General features: G+C 63.9%; 21 protein-coding genes. 18 read left to right on the plus strand and 3 right to left on the minus strand.

Going from position 1 to position 16,230, the window contains the following annotated elements:
• On the plus strand, positions 1-174 hold a 174-nt coding region (locus OKA11_RS21130; RefSeq protein WP_407673504.1), incomplete at its 5' end, for a Tn3 family transposase.
• 122 nt (positions 175-296) lie between these two features.
• Here the strand turns inward: OKA11_RS21130 and OKA11_RS21135 are convergent.
• The 3 genes from OKA11_RS21135 to OKA11_RS21145 all read right to left on the minus strand — a co-directional run bounded on the left by OKA11_RS21135 (position 297) and on the right by OKA11_RS21145 (position 1,496).
• Positions 297-521 carry a hypothetical protein gene (locus OKA11_RS21135; protein WP_081260906.1) on the minus strand — a complete coding sequence of 75 codons (225 nt, stop codon included), beginning with the start codon at positions 519-521 and terminating at the stop codon, positions 297-299.
• 85 nt (positions 522-606) lie between these two features.
• Positions 607-954: a hypothetical protein gene (locus OKA11_RS21140; protein ID WP_069338509.1), complete on the minus strand. Its 348-nt coding sequence runs from the start codon at positions 952-954 to the stop codon at positions 607-609.
• A 191-nt stretch (positions 955-1,145) separates the two neighbouring features.
• Entirely contained in the window at positions 1,146-1,496 is a 351-nt protein-coding gene (locus OKA11_RS21145; RefSeq protein WP_069338508.1) for a hypothetical protein, read from the minus strand.
• 408 nt (positions 1,497-1,904) lie between these two features.
• Between OKA11_RS21145 and OKA11_RS21150 the strand changes: the two genes are divergently transcribed.
• The 17 genes from OKA11_RS21150 (at position 1,905) to OKA11_RS21230 (ending at position 16,230) form a co-directional block, all read left to right on the plus strand.
• A complete protein-coding gene (locus OKA11_RS21150) occupies positions 1,905-2,153 on the plus strand; it encodes a hypothetical protein (protein WP_234792482.1) in 249 nt (82 codons plus the stop codon).
• A gap of 41 nt (positions 2,154-2,194) precedes the next feature.
• A complete protein-coding gene (gene traL / locus OKA11_RS21155) occupies positions 2,195-2,479 on the plus strand; it encodes a type IV conjugative transfer system protein TraL (protein WP_007406330.1) in 285 nt (94 codons plus the stop codon).
• Position 2,480: 1 nt separating this feature from the next.
• On the plus strand, positions 2,481-3,065 hold the full coding sequence (locus OKA11_RS21160; protein ID WP_099231087.1) for a type IV conjugative transfer system protein TraE: 585 nt from the start codon (positions 2,481-2,483) through the stop codon (positions 3,063-3,065).
• On the plus strand, positions 3,062-3,874 hold the full coding sequence (locus tag OKA11_RS21165; protein ID WP_267223993.1) for a type-F conjugative transfer system secretin TraK: 813 nt from the start codon (positions 3,062-3,064) through the stop codon (positions 3,872-3,874). The genes OKA11_RS21160 and OKA11_RS21165 overlap by 4 nt, the downstream gene beginning before the upstream one ends.
• Positions 3,871-5,190, plus strand: coding sequence for a TraB/VirB10 family protein (locus OKA11_RS21170; RefSeq protein WP_267223995.1), 1,320 nt, complete (start codon positions 3,871-3,873; stop codon positions 5,188-5,190). The genes OKA11_RS21165 and OKA11_RS21170 overlap by 4 nt, the downstream gene beginning before the upstream one ends.
• A gap of 24 nt (positions 5,191-5,214) precedes the next feature.
• Complete coding sequence (locus tag OKA11_RS21175; RefSeq protein ID WP_267223997.1) at positions 5,215-6,027, plus strand: DsbC family protein; 813 nt, start codon at positions 5,215-5,217, stop codon at positions 6,025-6,027.
• The gene (locus OKA11_RS21180; RefSeq protein WP_267223999.1) at positions 6,024-6,827 is read left to right on the plus strand and encodes a conjugal transfer protein; all 804 of its coding nucleotides are present in this window, start codon (positions 6,024-6,026) and stop codon (positions 6,825-6,827) included. Before OKA11_RS21175 ends, OKA11_RS21180 begins: the two co-directional genes overlap by 4 nt.
• A gap of 3 nt (positions 6,828-6,830) precedes the next feature.
• A complete protein-coding gene (traC, locus tag OKA11_RS21185; RefSeq protein WP_267224000.1) occupies positions 6,831-9,398 on the plus strand; it encodes a type IV secretion system protein TraC in 2,568 nt (855 codons plus the stop codon).
• Positions 9,395-9,772 carry a hypothetical protein gene (locus OKA11_RS21190; protein WP_267224002.1) on the plus strand — a complete coding sequence of 126 codons (378 nt, stop codon included), beginning with the start codon at positions 9,395-9,397 and terminating at the stop codon, positions 9,770-9,772. Before traC ends, OKA11_RS21190 begins: the two co-directional genes overlap by 4 nt.
• Complete coding sequence (locus OKA11_RS21195; protein ID WP_267224004.1) at positions 9,765-10,451, plus strand: TrbI F-type domain-containing protein; 687 nt, start codon at positions 9,765-9,767, stop codon at positions 10,449-10,451. The genes OKA11_RS21190 and OKA11_RS21195 overlap by 8 nt, the downstream gene beginning before the upstream one ends.
• Positions 10,435-11,022, plus strand: coding sequence for a S26 family signal peptidase (locus OKA11_RS21200; protein WP_267224007.1), 588 nt, complete (start codon positions 10,435-10,437; stop codon positions 11,020-11,022). Before OKA11_RS21195 ends, OKA11_RS21200 begins: the two co-directional genes overlap by 17 nt.
• Positions 11,019-11,678, plus strand: a complete 660-nt coding sequence (gene traW / locus OKA11_RS21205) for a type-F conjugative transfer system protein TraW (protein ID WP_267224008.1) — start codon at positions 11,019-11,021, stop codon at positions 11,676-11,678. Before OKA11_RS21200 ends, traW begins: the two co-directional genes overlap by 4 nt.
• Entirely contained in the window at positions 11,675-11,962 is a 288-nt protein-coding gene (locus OKA11_RS21210) for a hypothetical protein (RefSeq protein ID WP_069338496.1), read from the plus strand. The genes traW and OKA11_RS21210 overlap by 4 nt, the downstream gene beginning before the upstream one ends.
• On the plus strand, positions 11,959-12,972 hold the full coding sequence (traU, locus tag OKA11_RS21215) for a conjugal transfer pilus assembly protein TraU (RefSeq protein WP_267224011.1): 1,014 nt from the start codon (positions 11,959-11,961) through the stop codon (positions 12,970-12,972). The genes OKA11_RS21210 and traU overlap by 4 nt, the downstream gene beginning before the upstream one ends.
• An 8-nt stretch (positions 12,973-12,980) precedes the next feature.
• On the plus strand, positions 12,981-13,724 hold the full coding sequence (gene trbC / locus OKA11_RS21220; protein ID WP_267224013.1) for a type-F conjugative transfer system pilin assembly protein TrbC: 744 nt from the start codon (positions 12,981-12,983) through the stop codon (positions 13,722-13,724).
• A gap of 224 nt (positions 13,725-13,948) precedes the next feature.
• Positions 13,949-15,820, plus strand: coding sequence for a conjugal transfer protein TraN (locus OKA11_RS21225; RefSeq protein WP_267224015.1), 1,872 nt, complete (start codon positions 13,949-13,951; stop codon positions 15,818-15,820).
• Positions 15,817-16,230 carry a hypothetical protein gene (locus OKA11_RS21230; protein WP_267224017.1) on the plus strand — a complete coding sequence of 138 codons (414 nt, stop codon included), beginning with the start codon at positions 15,817-15,819 and terminating at the stop codon, positions 16,228-16,230. The genes OKA11_RS21225 and OKA11_RS21230 overlap by 4 nt, the downstream gene beginning before the upstream one ends.

Raw genomic sequence — 16,230 nt, forward strand, 5'->3', positions numbered from 1 at the left:
CCCGTTCTATGTCCTGACCCCTGGAACACCCTGCACCTCGGCCATGCCGTCGAGGCCCGGCGTCGCGAAGGGCTGGACACGCCCGATCATCTGCTCGCCCATGTCTCCCCGCTGGGGTGGGCGCATATCCTCCTCACCGGCGAATACCTCTGGCCGAAGGATGCCGACGCTTAGGGTGTCATTTCGCCCTCAGCCAGAACCGACCCCGTCTTGGCCGACGTGTTGCGCAGATGCACGCAATGGTGGAGTGAGACTTAAACTGACGGCCGGTTTGAGCCGATTGCCGGCAGTAGGATTCATGGCTCTTTGTTGGCGCGATCTGGCGTTCGCGGGCCAAGGAATTCGTAGCGCAACAGAATGTCGCTATCGATCCGTTCGAGTATGGCGTTGATCGTTGCCTCGCGGGACGGCAGTGTGAGGCGCTGCCGAATCTTCTCCACGATGTCGATGGATGTAGGAGAGAGGGCGTATGTTGAACGTCGATAGCCAGCTGCGTCCTCACGCAGCTTTTTGCGACGCATCGACCGTGCGCTCCTTGTCGTCGAGTCCTTTTCGGGCATGGGGCAGGATAGTCATAAGACATCTGCTTTCAACACCGCGCTCGACTCATGATGCTGTAGCAACCGGGCTTTGGATGTCGCCCAACAGCTTTTGAAAGATAGACGGCGCGCCTGGTGCGGATCCAACCTCGCTGGCAAGTGCCATGAACGTGGCGCATTCCTCACCCGCATTGTCATAATTGGACGCGACGTCGACGATCCAGCGAACGAACTGCCGGAAACCCGGGTCAAAATAGAGTTCGGGCTTCCCCAGTATGTCGATGGCGAAAGATGCAACGTCGATATCGATCTCGAGGACAGCGACGAGTTGATTGTGAATGACCGGGGTAACAGCGGCATTGCATGCCTTGATCTTGTTGATCAGGCTGAGACTGCGGCCGAGCCTGCGGGCCATTTCCTTGTTCGTGATCCGGCGTCGTCTCCACTCGTGAAGAAAGAGGCGCCTGAAGCACTCCTGGCGTTTGACGCTTTCTTGTGACCCGATACTCCGGTCGCTCATGGCATGGCACCCCCGGTTAGGGGAGTATCATACAGCCGTATGAGTCGGTTCTGTCAATCCCATGTGAACCACCGTTCATCGCAGATTTAGGAATCGGTTCCTTCAAACACGGCGAGAAGAGCGCTGACAAAGACGAACCGAACTGGAGGAACTGTGCCGGTCGCCTTCGCGATGGCCTCCCTCGCGGCCTGGAAGGCGGGTTTGTCTCGAAGATTGATACGCAGCGTTATGCGATAATCACCTGTCTCGTCACGCTCGCTCGCCGACCGCCAGATTTGTCGGAAATCGAGCATTTCTCCAATAATTCCAAGACCATGTATGGCAGTCGAGGAAACCGTCTCGAATTGGCCGGTCTTAAGGGAATAGACCCTGATCGCATCGGCGGTGAGGCGGAAAACGCGGTCGCTGACGCGAAAGGTATATAGGGCCTGGGACATTGAGGCGATTGATACCGCTGTAAGCGGACGCCCGCCAGCGCAGACAGAAGAAAGTTTGCCGCAGTAATAAAAATATTTCAGCGAACGAAAATTTCGGGAATGCACCTGAACTGGTAATACGTTTCCACATCGCAACGAAGAGTGTAAAAATTTTACACTGTTTGCTCGTCAATGATGTGGAGTGTGTAACCTGGTTACACAGGTGTGTAATTCTATTACACCCTTTAGTGTAATTCTATTACACACCATGATTTAATACTTGCGATCACCATGAGTTTATATCCTCTTAACGGAGACGACGTGCTTGTGCGTCGTCTTCCAAGGGGAAAGAGCATGACTGCACTTTCGATGCCGAAGGGTAACCAGATCAACGGTATCCTTCTTGGCCTTGCGATCATCGCCTGCGTGATGATCCTGGGCGCGTCGGCGGCCTTTGCGGGCACCGACACAACGTTCAATACCGCGCTCACGAAGTTCACGGACTTCCTCGAGGGCTCGGGCGGCAAGATCATCACCGTGATGAGCCTTGCCGGCGGCATCGTCGCGCTTGCGTCGGGTCGCTTCAGCCTCGGCCAGGTGGCCGTTCCCGTCGCCGTCGGCGTCGGTGCGGGCACCGGCATTCCGATCGTCACCTCGACCGTCACCGCGACGATCTGAGGACCGACTGGGATCAACCGCTGGGAGGGCGGTGAGCGCTTATGGACAGGTATACCATCCCTTCGCATCTCGACGATCCGGAGCTGATCGGCTTCTGGACGCTGGACGAGTTCCTCGCGATGGCGATCCCCTTCATCTGGGGCATCCTTTCGCAGCACGTCGTGATCGGATTGATGGTCTCGTTGCTCGGATGGTGGGGGTTTCGGAAGCTCAAAGCCGGCAAGGCCACATCGTGGATTCTCCACATGGCCTACTGGCACCTGCCGTCGAGTTTTACCGGTCTCAAGGCGACGCCACCCTCCCACCTTCGCGTGATGGTGGGCTGAAATGGATTATAGTGTCGGTCTCGCGCAGTCGCAGCGGGTTCTCAAGCAGCGCAACATGCTCGGCATCGTGGCGCTGGTTCTCGCGGGCCTCGTGGTCATCCTCTTCCTGGTCGGCGCGACGCGCGACCGCGAGATCGTCCTTCAACCTATCGTGCGCACGCCCCTGACGCTGTCCTCGAGCGGGGTCAGCCGGGAGTATCTCGAGATGGTCACGCGCGACACCGCGCTGATGACGCTCAACCGCTCGCCTGAAAATCTCGACTACTGGATGGAGTCGATCCTCAAGATCGCGACGCCCGAAAGTCACGGCTCGCTCAAGCGCGATCTCATGAAGATCCTGAGCGAACAGCGCGGGTCGAGCATCAGCCAGTATTTCACGCTCGCCAGCATGAAGGTCGATCCTGAGAACCTGACCTCGGAAGTGACCGGCACGCTGCATACCGTCGTCGGCTCCAAGGCGGTGACTGCCGAGGCGAAAACCTTCCGCTTCTACTGGTCCTATCGCGGCCTGTCCCTTCAGCTGAAGGGCTTCGGCATGGTCACCAAGGTCGACAAGGACGACGCTGCAACCGGAGACGAGGCATGACGCCCCTGATCGCATTTGGCCTCATCGGAGGCGGGACGGCGATCGCCTCCCGCGTCTGCTCGCTCTCGCGCTTCGTCGGCGCAGGCATGATCCTGGTCGGGGGAATGTCGCTCGCTGCGCCTGCCTTTGCCGACGAGCATCTGCTCGCAAAGGACAATAGCGAGGTTTCCTGCACGCTTTCCAAGTCCGGGCTCACACGGATAAGCCTCAAGGACGACCGCTTTGCCAGTGTCTCCAAGCTGACCACCGGCGTCGAGAGCGACGATTTCACGGTCGTCAACGAGCCGACGCGCGGCGACATCTACGTCTCTGTTCCCGAAGCCTATTCGAGGGCCAACGTCTCCTTCTTCGGCACGACCTCCAAGGGGTATGTCTACAAGTTCAGCTGCCGCCTTGCAGGCGACGACGCGCAACAGGTGTTCGTCGAGAACAAGGATATCGCAGGCGAGGCGCAGACAGCGGTCGCACAGGCCGACACCACGCCGCAGGAAGCGTCCGCCACGCTCGTCCAGGCGATGTTCCAGCAAGCCCCGCTCGAGGGCTTCGACGTCCGCCCCGCGGTTACCGATCCGGTCATGGTGGGGTCGCTCAAGGTGCAGATGCTCACCGAATATCGGGGCACGGCGCTCGCAGGGCGCGTGTTGCGGATCGAGAACAAGGGCGGATCGCCTGTCGCGCTGGGCGAAGGAACGATCGCGCCGTCGAATGCGATCGCCGTCTCGGTCGCCAATCCCAACCTCAAGCCCGGTGAAGTCACCACAGCGTATATCGTCACGCCGTCGGGCCTCGCCAACGGAGTGCGGCCATGAGCCTCAAGGACCTTTTCCCCGGCAGGAAACCCAAGCAACTCGATGCCGAGCCTGAAGAAGGCGAGGGCGAACTGATGGCCGGCAACGACGCCGTCCGAAAGAAGCAGCTGCTCTACCTTGGCTGCGGCGGCGCGCTCGCGCTGGTGCTGGGGTCCTGGTACGTCATGGGCGACGATACCAAGCTCAAGACGGCGGGCACAGACGACAAGGTCGTCAAGATCACCACCGACGACATGGTCAACCGGAACATGTCGGACCGGGAGTGGCAGGCGGCATCCGAAGCGCAGATGCAGTCGATCAACAACCAGTTGAAGGGTGTCGACGGCCAGCGCGCGCAGATGGAGCAGCTTCAGGCGCAGATCGCCGCGCTCCAGGGCGAGAAACAGTCGATGGCCTCAGATGGCCAGCGGGTGATGAGCGCTTACCAGCAGGAGAACGACCAGCTTCGTCAGCAGCTTGCGCAGCGGTCGAGCACGCCCCCTGCGCCGGTGCCCGCGCAGATGTACGGGCCGATGGGCCAGCCCAACTATCGGGGTCCGGGCGCACCGATGAGCGCAGGGGAGGCGGCCGCTGCCGCGGTGTCGCAGTCGCGCTCGATCAAGCTCGTCTCGTTCGAGGGCGGGCCGAGCGGAACGGCGACGCGCATTTCGGGTGGCACGACCAGCTATACCGACAGCCCCAATTATCTGCCGCCCAATTCGATCGCGAAGGCCAAGGTGATCGTCGGCGTCGATGCGTCGGCAGGGGTGCAGTCGCAGAGCGATCCGCTTCCCGTCGTGCTGCGGATCACAGGGCCGGCGCGCTCGGTTTACAGCAACGGCAAGCTGCTCACGACCCGGATCGAGGGCTGCGTCATCAACGGCGCGGCACGCGGCGACCTCTCCTCGGAGAAGGTCTATGTGAAGCTCCAGCGGATGACCTGTCCGCAGGCCAATGGGCGCTTCGCGGTCTCGGACGTCAAGGGCTTCATCAGCTTTGCCGGCAAGACCGGCGTGCGCGGGCGGGTGGTCAGCCGCGAGGGCGGGCTTGTCGGCCAGGCCTTCATCGCCGGTATCGCAGGTGGTTTCGGTCGCGGCTTCTCGGCCAACACCAACTCGCTCCTCACCGGCAACAACGTGACGGTCAACGGGAAGCGCGAACAGATCGGCATGGGCGACATCGCACAGGCGGGGCTGGGCAACGGCATCGCCCAGTCCGCCGACATGGTCAGTAAATATCTGATCGAGCGGGCCGAGCAATATCAGCCGATCATCGAGATGCCGACCGGCATCGATGTCGAGATCGTCTTCCTCGAAGGCGTCTTCATCCAGAACTGAGCCTCGGGCCGAAAGGATATGCTTATGACACAGAATATTCTGCTTGGCGTCGCGGCCAGCGCGGCGATGATGCTGACCGGCAGCGCGGAGCCGGCGATCGGGCCGCAGGTGCAGGCCGCGCTCCAGCAGCGGCTCCCCAAGACGCCGATCACCGGGATCGATTGCACGAAGATCGAGGGGCTGTGCGAAGTTACCGCCGGCGCCAATCTCTTCTATGTCGACAAGTCGGCCCGTTATCTCGTGATCGGCCGGGTCTATGACATGGAAACCCGGCAGGACCTGACGGCAGCGCGCCTGTTGGCGCTCAACCCCGACATGCTGGTGGGCGGCGCGGCTCGCGCCAATGCGGCAGCCGATGCGCCCGAGCCTTCTGCGCCGGGCAACGGGGCGCGGGTGACGGAACAACGGGGGGCCGTCCGCACGCTCGACCTTTCGAAGCTCTCGAACAAGGGAGCGATCATATGGGGTTCGGGGGCCCAGAGCGTCACTGTCTTTTCCGATTTCCATTGCGGCTATTGCCGGGCGCTCAGTCAGACGCTCGAGACGATGAACGTGCGCGTGATCGAGCGGCCGATCTCGGTGCTCGGAAGCCGGGACGTCGCCGATCGCGTGCTGTGCGCGAAGGACCGGCATGCAGCGGTGCGCGCCGCCTATGCGCAGGACCCGGTGCCAGGGACGGGCAAGTGCGACACCAGCGGTCTCGACGAGAATGAGGCGTTCGCCAAGGCGCACGGTCTCAACGGCACGCCCGTTCTCGTGCGCTCCGATGGCGCGGTGATGGAGGGGTTCCAGCCCAAGGCGCAACTTCTTGCATGGTTGAAGGGAGCAAGGTCATGAGCCGTTCGGCGATCCGTCTGCCGGACTGTCCGGTGTCCCAGTATCGCCCGCGAGGCCGCACCCGGCGGGTCGCGATCGCGATGGCGACGAGCCTTGTGCTGCTGGCAGGGTGCACGACCTTCGGGACCAACATCAAGGGCAGCTTTGCGTGCGGTGCCCCGCGGGGGGGCAGCTGTGCGCCCGCAACCGTGATCGACGACAAGGCGCTCGCGGAAATCAGCGGCGAGACGAGCTATCGTCCCGCAGGCCCCTTCCAGGCGCCCTTGCGGCAGGCAGGGCCGCAGCGCATCGCCTATGCAGCGACCGCGCAGGCGTCGGGTGTGGGTCCGCAGAAGGTGCTGCGCATTGTCTTTCCCGCGCATGTCGACGGGGCAGGGCGCTATCATGAAACGAGCGTCGTGCAGGCCGTGGTCGATAACGGCCAATGGCTCGCCGCGACCGACGGGCACGGTCCTGCCCTTGCCGCGACGCAGGTCCTCAACGTCAGCCCCGAGATCCTCTCGCAGCTCGGTACGCCGATCCCGCCGTCCGCGTCGGCACCTGTCGAAGTCCCGGCGACCGCGCCGGTCGCGGCAGTACCGCCGGCGAGCGCTGTGGGTGCCCCGACCGCCGCGGCGGTCGCAGCCGCGCGCGCCAAGGCGCGAGAGGCGGCGGCAGGGAAGGGGGTCCCGGTCGCTGCACGGGCTGCAACCCCCGCGCCGGCACCGGTCGGTGCCAAGCCCAAAAGCAATGCGCCGGAATTCGCTTCGGGGAACCCGGCGAACCGGCCTGCCTCGTTCTCCCCGCGCGTGGAGGACTGAGCCATGGCCGCTAAGACAGGCTTCATCGCGCGTCTGCTCGGTGACACACGCGGCCCCGATCAGGGTACGCCCTCGCACGGCGCGCCCATGCTCTCGCAATGGCTGCCCTATCGCAGCTTCGACGCGCGCAACGATCTGTTCTACCAGACCGACAGCCTTGCGTTCGCGCTCGAGCTGGCGCCGCTCATGGGGGCCGATGAGCGCACCGGCGAGATCCTCGCGCAGATGCTCTCCGAGAGCGTGCCGCCTAGCGCGCGCGTCCAGCTTCTCTCGTTCCAGAGCCCGCGCGTGGGCGCGCTGATCGCGCAATATGCGCTGCCACGCTTCAAGGCCGGCGGCGTGCATCGCAAGATCGCGGAGCGGCGATCGGCGTTCCTGCGGCACGGGGCATGGGTCTCGATGTCGAAGGACGGGCCTTTCCATGTCCGCAATCATCGCATCTTTCTGTCGGTGTCGATCGCTGCGTCGAAAGCGACACCGGAAGAACTGATTGGCGTGCGCGACAGTATCGTCTCGACCCTGGCGTCGATCGACATGCCGGCCACGCGAATGAAGCCGGTCGATCTCATTGCGCTGATCGATGACATTACCGCGCCCGCGTTCGACGTGTCGGACCAGGTATCGGAATATTCCGACCTCGATCCGATAGCCGACCAGTGCGTGCGCCGAGACGTCCAGACCGTCGTCCAGGCCGATCGCCTGCTCGTTTCGGTCGAGCCGCTGCGCGCCGTGACCAGTCTTTCGGGTGAGACCCAGTATGAGGAGATCCGACCCGACACGTTCGACTATCGCTTCTTCTCGGTTCGCAATCTTCCCAACCGCTGGGCACCGTGGGACGTGCAGAAGCTGATCGGTGACATGTTCTCCGACAAGCTGCGCCCTGGGTGTCCGACGCTGACTTCGCTGTGCCTGTGCTATCAGGACGAGCAGGCCGCCTCGTCCAAGGCGGGCTACAAGTTCATGCGCACGTCGAGCCTTGCGGATTCGAAGTCGGCGCGCCTGCTGCCGCAGCTCAAGGACCAGAGCCGCGAATGGGAGCATGTCACCCAGGAACTGCGCCTCGGCAAGAAGCTGGTGCAGGCCTATTATGCGGTCGGCATCATCAGCCCCAAGGGGATGGGCGATGCCAACGAGCGCACCGTCAAATCGATGTACAAGGCCGCTGGCTGGGACCTGCTCGACGAACGCTTTCTCCAGATCATGGCATTCATGTCGTGCCTGCCGATGACGCTGGGCAACGGCCTCGACAGCGATCTCAAGCGCATGAAGCGGTTGCGCACGATGCTCACCAGTACCGCGGCGAACATGCTGCCGATCCAGGGCGAGTTTCTGGGCGGGGGCTTGCCGCACCTCATGTTCATCGGACGGCGCGGCCAGCCCTTCTTCTGGTCGCCCTTCGAGAACAAGGCGGGCAACCACAATGTCGCGGTGTTCGGCAAGTCCGGGTCGGGCAAGTCGGTCGCGCTTCAGGAATTGTGCGCGGCGTTCGCCGGGGTCGGTGCCAAGATCATCGTGATCGACGATGGCCGCTCGTTCGAACATATGTCCAAGAGCCTGGGCGGCAATTTCGTCGAGTTTCGCCTGCGCGACGGCTTCAGCCTCAATCCCTTCTCGATGATCGACGAGGCGCTGGTCGCGCAGGATGAGGATTATCTCATCGACGCGCTCGCGATGCTCAAGTCGATCGTCGGTCAGATGGGTCGCCACATCGACAAGCTCAACGATACCGAGCGCGGCCTTATCGATCGCGCGGTCAATCAGGTCTGGGAAGCGAAAGGGCGGGGGGGCAGCGTCGACGATGTGGTCGAGGCGCTGCGCACTGACGGATCGCCGCAGGGCCAGGATCTGGCGATCGCGATGTTCCCGTTCTCGAGTGCGGGCACCTATGGCAGCTTCTTTACCGGCGAGGCGTCGGTGGACATGTCGAACGCGCTCACCGTCTTCGAACTGTCGGACCTCTCGAGCCGCGAGGAACTGCGCTCGGTCGTGCTGACCGCGATCATGTTCATGTCCTCGCAGACGATGCGCCGGATGGATCGCCAGATCCCCAAGGCGCTGCTGATCGACGAGGCGTGGCAGATGCTGCGCGGCGGATCGATGGCCGATTTCGTCGAAACCTACAGCCGGACCTGCCGGAAATATGGCGCGTCCCTCATCACCGCGACGCAGAGCCTGAACGATTATTACAAGTCGGAAGGGAGCCTTGCCGCGCTCGAGAATTCCGACTGGTCGGTCATCCTCATGCAGAAGCCCGACACGATTTCGGACTTCCAGAAGCATGGCCGGTTCGACATGGACCCCTACACCGAAAGCCTGCTGCGCTCGCTCAAGCGCAACGGCGCGGAATATTCCGACATCATGATCAAGGGGCCGGATTCGATGGCGGTCGGTCGCCTCGTGCTCGATAAATATTCCGCGACGCTTTACTCTTCCAGCCCCCAGACCTTTGCCGACATCGAGCATCTGATCGAGCAGGGATGCTCGATGGACGAGGCGATCGAGCGGGTCGCCTATCCCGAGGAATATATCGGCAAACCGATCGGTACGCCTCTCATGGAGGCGGCGGAATGAACGCGCTCACGCCTTTCGACACCGACTGGAAGACGCCGACGCCCTTTTCCTGGAAGCGCGCGTTCGCCCGTGCGTTCGCGGACATGTGCTATGTGCTGCTGCGCACGTCGGGCTGGATGGCGATGACGCTGCTTGCGACCTTCGGGGTCGCGATCCTCTTCTTCATGATGCTCGGCGACTTCACCGCGATCGGCTTCTTCTCGCAGGTCGCCAATCTCGGCACGCACTTCGTCGCGGCCGACAGCGCGCGCCGTGCGGTGTTCGGCGACCAGCTTTTCTTCACCTTCATCGTCGCCTTCGGCGTGGTTGCGCTGCTGCGCGGCAAGCTGCTGCTCGCGATCGTCACTTCCACGAAAGGCACCCGGCATGGTTGACGTCCTCGATCGGTCCACAGCGGCCCCCGCATCCGGCGAACCCGCTCCTGTCCCTTTGACGATCCATCCCGAGGCCACGCCCGCCTCGCCGGCGCGCGGCACGGGTGCGAAGGCCGTGCGCCGCAAGCCCGAGGGTCTGCCCAGGATCGCCTATGTCGCAGCCGCGCTTATCGTGGCGGTGCTGCTTTGGGGCGCATGGGTGACCAAGCATCTGCTCACGCCCCCTGCCACCGTGCCGATGGCAAGCGTCCGGCTCGAGGGGATCGTGTCGGAATATGTGCAGGCCCAGAGCCACAGCAACAGCCCGCCCGAGCAGGTTGCGGCCCAGACGCGGGCATTCATGGGTACGCTCGACGAGGAGCTGCGCAAGGTCGGCGCGGGCGGCACCACCGTCCTTGTGGGCGAAGCGGTCCTCTCCAAGAATGTCCCGGATATCACCGATCAGATCCGCAAGGCGGTTTTCGCGCGCGTGCCTCTCCCTGCGGCCGCGCCGGCTCCCGCCTCCGGTCCCGCGGTCGGCGCGATGCTTCCATCAGCCTCCGGAAGTGTCGCGCCGTCCGCGCAGGTTCAGGCTGCACCAGCGCCCCAGGGTTCGCCGTTCGGCCCGGCACCGGTCTCGCCTGTCGAAGCGACGGTCGCACCGCCCGCGCAGGGAGGCCTCAATGGCGGCGGCTACTGACAGGCTCGCGCCTGCGGGCGCGGTGAGCGGTGCGGCAGGGGCGGGCGATCCGCTCGCCCGCAAGGCCCTCATCGCGCGGCGCGTGCGCCAGTGGAGCGCTGTGGCGCTGCTGGCAAGCGCATGGGCGGGGTATAATGCGCTCGGTGCCTGGCAGCAAAGCCACGCCTTCATGATTAACGCCTCGGAGAGCCTGCCCAACTGGGCCTTCTTCGTCGCGCGCGGCAAGACGCCGGCCAAAGGCGACTATGTGTTCTTCGTGCCGCCCGACAACGCTCTTGTGCGTCGTCATTTCGGACCGGAAACAGGGCCGTTCGGCAAGCGGGTGATCGGGATGGCGGGTTCGCTGGTCGAGCATCGCGGCGCGTATGTCTATGTCGACGGCGTCCGCGTCGCGCACATGAAGCCGCTGACGCGCACCGGGGAACCCCTGACACCGGGGCCTGTCGGGCGCGTTCCTGAGGGCTGCTACTATGTCGGCACGCCCCATCCCGACGGGTTCGACAGCCGCTATGCCGAGATCGGCTTTGCCTGCGCAAAGCAGCTGGTCGGAACCGGGACGCCGATCCTGTGATCCGCCGGGTCGCCCTTGCCGGTGGCTTCCTCGCCATCGCACTGGTCGCCAGCTCTGCCTGGCCTGTCGTCGGGGGCGCATTGGCCCATGACCATGGGGTGATGGGACAGACCTGGGGGATCGTCGAACCCGATCTTCTCGACACGATCGACCGGCGTCTCAAGACCATGCAGGCCGATGGCAGCATCGAGCGCATGAATGCGGCGCTGCGCGTCAAGGCGCAGGAGCGGGTGCGCAATCCGTTGCCGGTTGCAGGGATCGGTGCGGTACGCGAGGGGCGCAGCTGGACCTTCGATCCCTCGATCGTGCTCGACCAGGACGTGCGCGATCAGAAGGGTCGGCTCGTCGCGCAGGCGGGGCAGCGGGTCAATCCGCTCTCGTTCGTGGCGATGAAGACCGACCTTGTGTTCATCGACGGGCGCGATGACGCACAGGTGGACTGGGCGATGAAGCGCTGGAGCGCGCAGAACGCCAAGATCATCTTCGTCGCCGGGTCTCCCTTCGATCGCATGGGCGAGAAGAAGCGCCGCTTTTTCTTCGACCAGCAGGGCAAGCTCACCAGCCATTTCGGGATCGCGCATGTTCCCGCTGTCGTAGCGCCCCAGGGGGAAGTGCTCAGGATCAGCGAGATCGAGATGCCGGGAGCGGGCGCATGATGTGGCTCGACATGCTCAGGACGCCGATGGCCGCGCCCGAAACGCCGGGCCTCAAGGCGATGCGCCTGTCGATCCTGTGGTCCGCGCTTGCACTGGCGCTCGCCGTGCCCGCGATCCGACCGCTGCACGCTCTGTTCGGACCGGGGGCAGGGGGCATGATCGCGGGACTTGTCCTCGCTCTCGTCATCCTCGTGCCGCTCTACGTCGTGCGCAAGAACCGCGCCGACAATGCCTATTTCGACGCGAGGGTTCGCAAGAGCGAAGGTGAGGAGCCATTGCCATGATGCGGCGTCTTGTGGGCCTTCTGTCGTTCCTGGCCGCGCTCGCTGCATGGTCCGCGCCCGCCAGTGCGCTGCCTGCCAACTGCACCGGCAAGTTCGTGAACCCTGTGACCGATGTGTGCTGGTCCTGCCTGTTTCCGCTGTCGATCGGCGGCGCGCATATCTGGCCGGGAAGCCGGCCCGACACGAAGAATCCGTCGTTGCCCGTTTGCGCGTGCGGATCGCCTGTTCCCCGGATCGGCATATCGATCGGCTTTTGGGAACCGGCCCGGCTCGTCGACGTCACGTCCAAGCCGTGGTGCTTTCCCAACCTTGGCGGGCTGCGGCTCAATCCGGGTCTCGACATCGGGCAAGGCCAATATACCGGCCCCCGGATCGGTGGCGGCACGACGCAGAACTCGGCCAACTGGCAGGCCCATTATTACGTCTATCCGCTGCTCTACTGGATGGAGATCCTCACCGACTTCCTGTGCTTCGAGCAGGCCTCGTTCGACGTCGCCTACATGACCGAGATCGATCCGCTCTGGAACGACGATGTGCTGACGACGCTCATCAATCCCGAGGTCGCGCTGTTCAACAATCCGATCGCGGTCGCGGCATGCGCGGCCGATTGCGCGGCTGCGACCGCGGCGCTGCCGATCGACCAGATGTTCTGGTGTTCCGGGTGCAACGGGTCGATGTTCCCGATGAACGGCAACATCGCGGCGCATAATTCGCCGGTGCAGTCCTCGCGCCTCGCGGCCGAGCGGCTGCTCTTCAAGATGCACCGGCAGGGCCTCGCATGGGGGACGGCAGGGTCCAAGGCGCTCTGCAACAAATACGTCATGCCGATCCTCAAGAAGTCCCAATACCGCATCCAGATGACGAACCCGACGCCGACCGTGAGCGGCAAGTTCGCCTGCTCGACGATCGGCGCGTCCACGCTGCCGCCAGACGCCGGTCGCGCCTTCCCGGTGGGGGGCGAGGACTTTGGGTATCTGCTCTGGCGCAAGCGCAATTGTTGCATGTTTTGAGGTTGGCGATGAAGAAGCTCCTTCTATCGATTGCCGCGATCGCTTCCATCGGCACCGGCGCGGCCGTGCTCGGCCAGAGCGTGGAGGGTCTCGATCTCGATGCAGTCCGTGCGCGCTCGGCCAAGGCGGACGCCGATGCAGCCGCGCTCGTCGGCGAGGTTCAGCGGCGTGGCGAGGCGTTCCGCCAGGATGCGCAGACCGTGCAGGCGGTCGCGATGGAGAAGATGCGCACGATCGACAAGACCCGGTTGCCCAAGGGACCGGCAGGCGTCGTCGATTTCGACGAGATGATCCAGACCGCATCGGCCAACCTCAAGGACAATCGCGGCACCGCGCCCCAGTTCATGGTGTTCGTCTCGACCTCGATGCCGCCCCAGGCCCTGAAGCGCATTATCGCCGAGACCTCGGCGGCGGGCGGCGTGGTCGTGTTCCGGGGCTTTCCCGGCAACTCAGGCAAGGCCTTCATCGCCGCGCTCGCAAAGGTCGTGGACAAGGAGCAGCAGTTCGCCTCGATCGGCATCGACCCGCGTCTGTTTCGCGCGTTCGATGTCAGCGCCGTCCCGACCTATGTCGTTGCATCGAGCGATTTTACGCCCTGCGACGGGCTGACCTGCAAGACGACGCCCCCTCCCTTCGACCGGATGGAGGGCAATGTGACCGTCCGCTATGCGCTGGAGACCTTTGCCGATGCGAACGGTCCGGGGGCGCTGGTTGCAAGGACCGCGCTCGCCAATCTCGTGCGGACGCCCTGACGATGGTGGGGAGGGGCATCCTTGCGAGCGCCGTCCTGGCTCTCCTGTCCCTGCCGGGGGCCGCGCTCGCGCAAACGAGCGGGCAGGCAAGCCCGAGCGGTGGCTATTACGATCTTCAGGACTATCCCTATTTCAATGAGGCGGCGCAGCCGACACCGTCTGCCCAGGCATCGCCTGGCCCGTCCGCGACCTCTGTGCCCCAGCCCGCGCCGGCACAGTCTGCCATGTCAGCGCCGTCCCTGACGGTGACACAGGCGCCCAGCGCAACAAGCGCAGCCGCACGCGTTCAGGCGCAGGCCGCGCAGCAAGTGCCGACCCAGACACCGGGCCAGCCCTATGTCTATCCCAAGGGCGATCTCGCCGCGGCGCGTGAGCAAGCCAAGGCGCTCGGCAAATCGTCGCGGGCCAGCGCGGCAAGCCTGCCGACCTCGACACCGCTCAGCCAGGTGCCCGGTTACTCGGCCACCGCCAATCCGGCGCAAGCCTTTGCCGACGATCCCGATGCACTGATCGCGGCGGGCGGATCGGCCGCGGGGCATAACGATGCGTGGCGCATGGTCACCGATCCGGGTCGCCTCAAGGTGACGCTGGGGGCGGGCGAGGTCGGTCGCGCCCAGGATGTCGAGAAGGACCCCAACAGTTATCTGAGCGGTCAGTCGATGGGGGCTACGGACGGCAGCTGCAAGCCGCTCCCTCCAGGCGGATCGGCAGGCTATTATGAGGCGACCTGCAACACGGGAACCAAGGTAGAGGAAAGCGAGGCCATCTGCCGCACCCCACTGGTCATGGATGTGACGCCGGGTTCGACCAAATATATCTATGTTTGCCAGAACTGGAACGGAAGGCCCCCACGTTCTGCGAATAATACCAATCGTCGCTGCTTCCCTGCGTTCACGCAGCCCGTCGCTAACGGCGTATGCCGGGTGCGCTCGCGCGAAACGGTGCAATATCCCGTCTGCCTCCAGGGGACGTTCGGCCGATGCTTCGAGCCCGATTTCGCCGATGGCGAGGAGATCACTTACGAGTGCGACAGCCCGGCGGTGGCCCGCTCCTATGTCGTCGAGACGACAGGACAGGTGGTCAACGAGCGCCGGGACGAGACGATGTGCAACGCGTCGACCGCGGGCAAGACCTGCGAGCTGAAATCGGAAACCTGCGTCGATCCCGATCCCACAACGCGCACCGTCAACGGGGTCCAGATTACGCGGGCTTGCTGGAACTGGGAGCGCACCTACAGCTGCGTCGGTACGACCCAGGCCAGCGATTGCGGCGAACTCGCCGGCAATCCGCAGTGCGTCTATGTCCGGGACGAATGCCTCGACGATCCTCAGGTCGGTCCGTGTCAGGTCACGACGAAGGTCTATAAGTGCCCGATCCCGACGGCGCCGACGACGCAGCCCAAGCAATATATCTGTGGCGATGATGTCTATTGCCTCGACGGTCAGTGCGAGCCGGTCGAGCGCGAGGCATCGACCGAGTTCAAGGATGCAGTCGTCGGTCTCCATGCGCTCGGGCAGGCGAAGGAAGAGTTCAATCCCGACACGATGACCTTGTTCTCGGGCAAGCGGCAGACCTGCCACAAGCCGGTATTCGGTCTCGTCAACTGCTGCGCGGGGAAGGCGTCGGGCCTTATCACGACCGCTGCCGGCGCGGCGGCGATCGCCGGTGGGCCCGCCGCCATTGCCGCGCTCGCGACCCCGTTCCTCACCATGTTCATGTGCTCGAGCCAGGAGAAGCTGCTCGACGTCCAGGATCGCATGGGGATGTGCCACAACCTCGGCCAATATTGCAGCAACAAGGTGCTGGGCATCTGCACGTCCAAGACGACCGCCTATTGCTGCTTCGAGAGCAAGCTCTCGCGCATCCTTCAGGAACAGGGTCGCCCGCAGATCAACAAGCCTTGGGGGAGCGCCAAGAAGGAGACATGCAAGGGCTTCACGCTCGACGAGTTCTCGCGGCTCGACCTTTCGAAGATGGATTTCACCGAAGTCTATGCCGAGTTCGTGGATGCAGCGAAGCTCCCCGACGAGATCGAAACCTCCAGGCAGATCCAGGAACGGATCAAGGCCTATTACGACAGCAAGGCGGGCAAATGAGCGTGATCGCCAATCTCGCGGACCATCGGCCGTTTCCCGATCTCTCGATCGCCGAGTTCGCGCTGCTTGTCGCGCTCCTACGGGCAGGGCCGCATCCGGCGGCATTCCTCATTCCCACGCTCGACGCATGGTTCGACACGAAGCTGCGGGCGATCGATCTGGAACCCACGATCGCCCGCCTCATTCGCGCGAACCTAATCCTGCGGCGCGGCACGACCCTGTATCCCAAGCGTCACGCCCGCACGCTGGTCATCGCCGTTTACGGCAACCTGTTCCGCATCCTGGGCGAGGACATGGCCCGGCTGATCTCCGCCCGCGAGCCGTCCCTCCTTGGCATGCTGCGCGCCTATCTCGACCGGCGCGCGAAAGAGGATCGCGAGAAGAAAAATCCCAAGAAAGATGAGGATTGA

This window comes from Novosphingobium clariflavum, assembly GCF_026420865.1.
GTDB classification, from domain to species: Bacteria; Pseudomonadota; Alphaproteobacteria; order Sphingomonadales; family Sphingomonadaceae; genus Novosphingobium; species Novosphingobium clariflavum.

Bases quoted from the DNA above. Each gene is read 5' to 3' on its own strand.
- OKA11_RS21135 (WP_081260906.1), bottom strand. From the start codon at position 521: ATGCGTCGCAAAAAGCTGCGTGAGGACGCAGCTGGCTATCGACGTTCA.
- OKA11_RS21140 (WP_069338509.1), bottom strand. From the start codon at position 954: ATGGCCCGCAGGCTCGGCCGCAGTCTCAGCCTGATCAACAAGATCAAG.
- OKA11_RS21145 (WP_069338508.1), bottom strand. From the start codon at position 1,496: ATGTCCCAGGCCCTATATACCTTTCGCGTCAGCGACCGCGTTTTCCGC.
- OKA11_RS21150 (WP_234792482.1), top strand. From the start codon at position 1,905: ATGATCCTGGGCGCGTCGGCGGCCTTTGCGGGCACCGACACAACGTTC.
- traL (WP_007406330.1), top strand. From the start codon at position 2,195: ATGGACAGGTATACCATCCCTTCGCATCTCGACGATCCGGAGCTGATC.
- OKA11_RS21160 (WP_099231087.1), top strand. From the start codon at position 2,481: ATGGATTATAGTGTCGGTCTCGCGCAGTCGCAGCGGGTTCTCAAGCAG.
- OKA11_RS21165 (WP_267223993.1), top strand. From the start codon at position 3,062: ATGACGCCCCTGATCGCATTTGGCCTCATCGGAGGCGGGACGGCGATC.
- OKA11_RS21170 (WP_267223995.1), top strand. From the start codon at position 3,871: ATGAGCCTCAAGGACCTTTTCCCCGGCAGGAAACCCAAGCAACTCGAT.
- OKA11_RS21175 (WP_267223997.1), top strand. From the start codon at position 5,215: ATGACACAGAATATTCTGCTTGGCGTCGCGGCCAGCGCGGCGATGATG.
- OKA11_RS21180 (WP_267223999.1), top strand. From the start codon at position 6,024: ATGAGCCGTTCGGCGATCCGTCTGCCGGACTGTCCGGTGTCCCAGTAT.
- traC (WP_267224000.1), top strand. From the start codon at position 6,831: ATGGCCGCTAAGACAGGCTTCATCGCGCGTCTGCTCGGTGACACACGC.
- OKA11_RS21190 (WP_267224002.1), top strand. From the start codon at position 9,395: ATGAACGCGCTCACGCCTTTCGACACCGACTGGAAGACGCCGACGCCC.
- OKA11_RS21195 (WP_267224004.1), top strand. From the start codon at position 9,765: ATGGTTGACGTCCTCGATCGGTCCACAGCGGCCCCCGCATCCGGCGAA.
- OKA11_RS21200 (WP_267224007.1), top strand. From the start codon at position 10,435: ATGGCGGCGGCTACTGACAGGCTCGCGCCTGCGGGCGCGGTGAGCGGT.
- OKA11_RS21210 (WP_069338496.1), top strand. From the start codon at position 11,675: ATGATGTGGCTCGACATGCTCAGGACGCCGATGGCCGCGCCCGAAACG.
- traU (WP_267224011.1), top strand. From the start codon at position 11,959: ATGATGCGGCGTCTTGTGGGCCTTCTGTCGTTCCTGGCCGCGCTCGCT.
- trbC (WP_267224013.1), top strand. From the start codon at position 12,981: ATGAAGAAGCTCCTTCTATCGATTGCCGCGATCGCTTCCATCGGCACC.
- OKA11_RS21225 (WP_267224015.1), top strand. From the start codon at position 13,949: ATGTCAGCGCCGTCCCTGACGGTGACACAGGCGCCCAGCGCAACAAGC.
- OKA11_RS21230 (WP_267224017.1), top strand. From the start codon at position 15,817: ATGAGCGTGATCGCCAATCTCGCGGACCATCGGCCGTTTCCCGATCTC.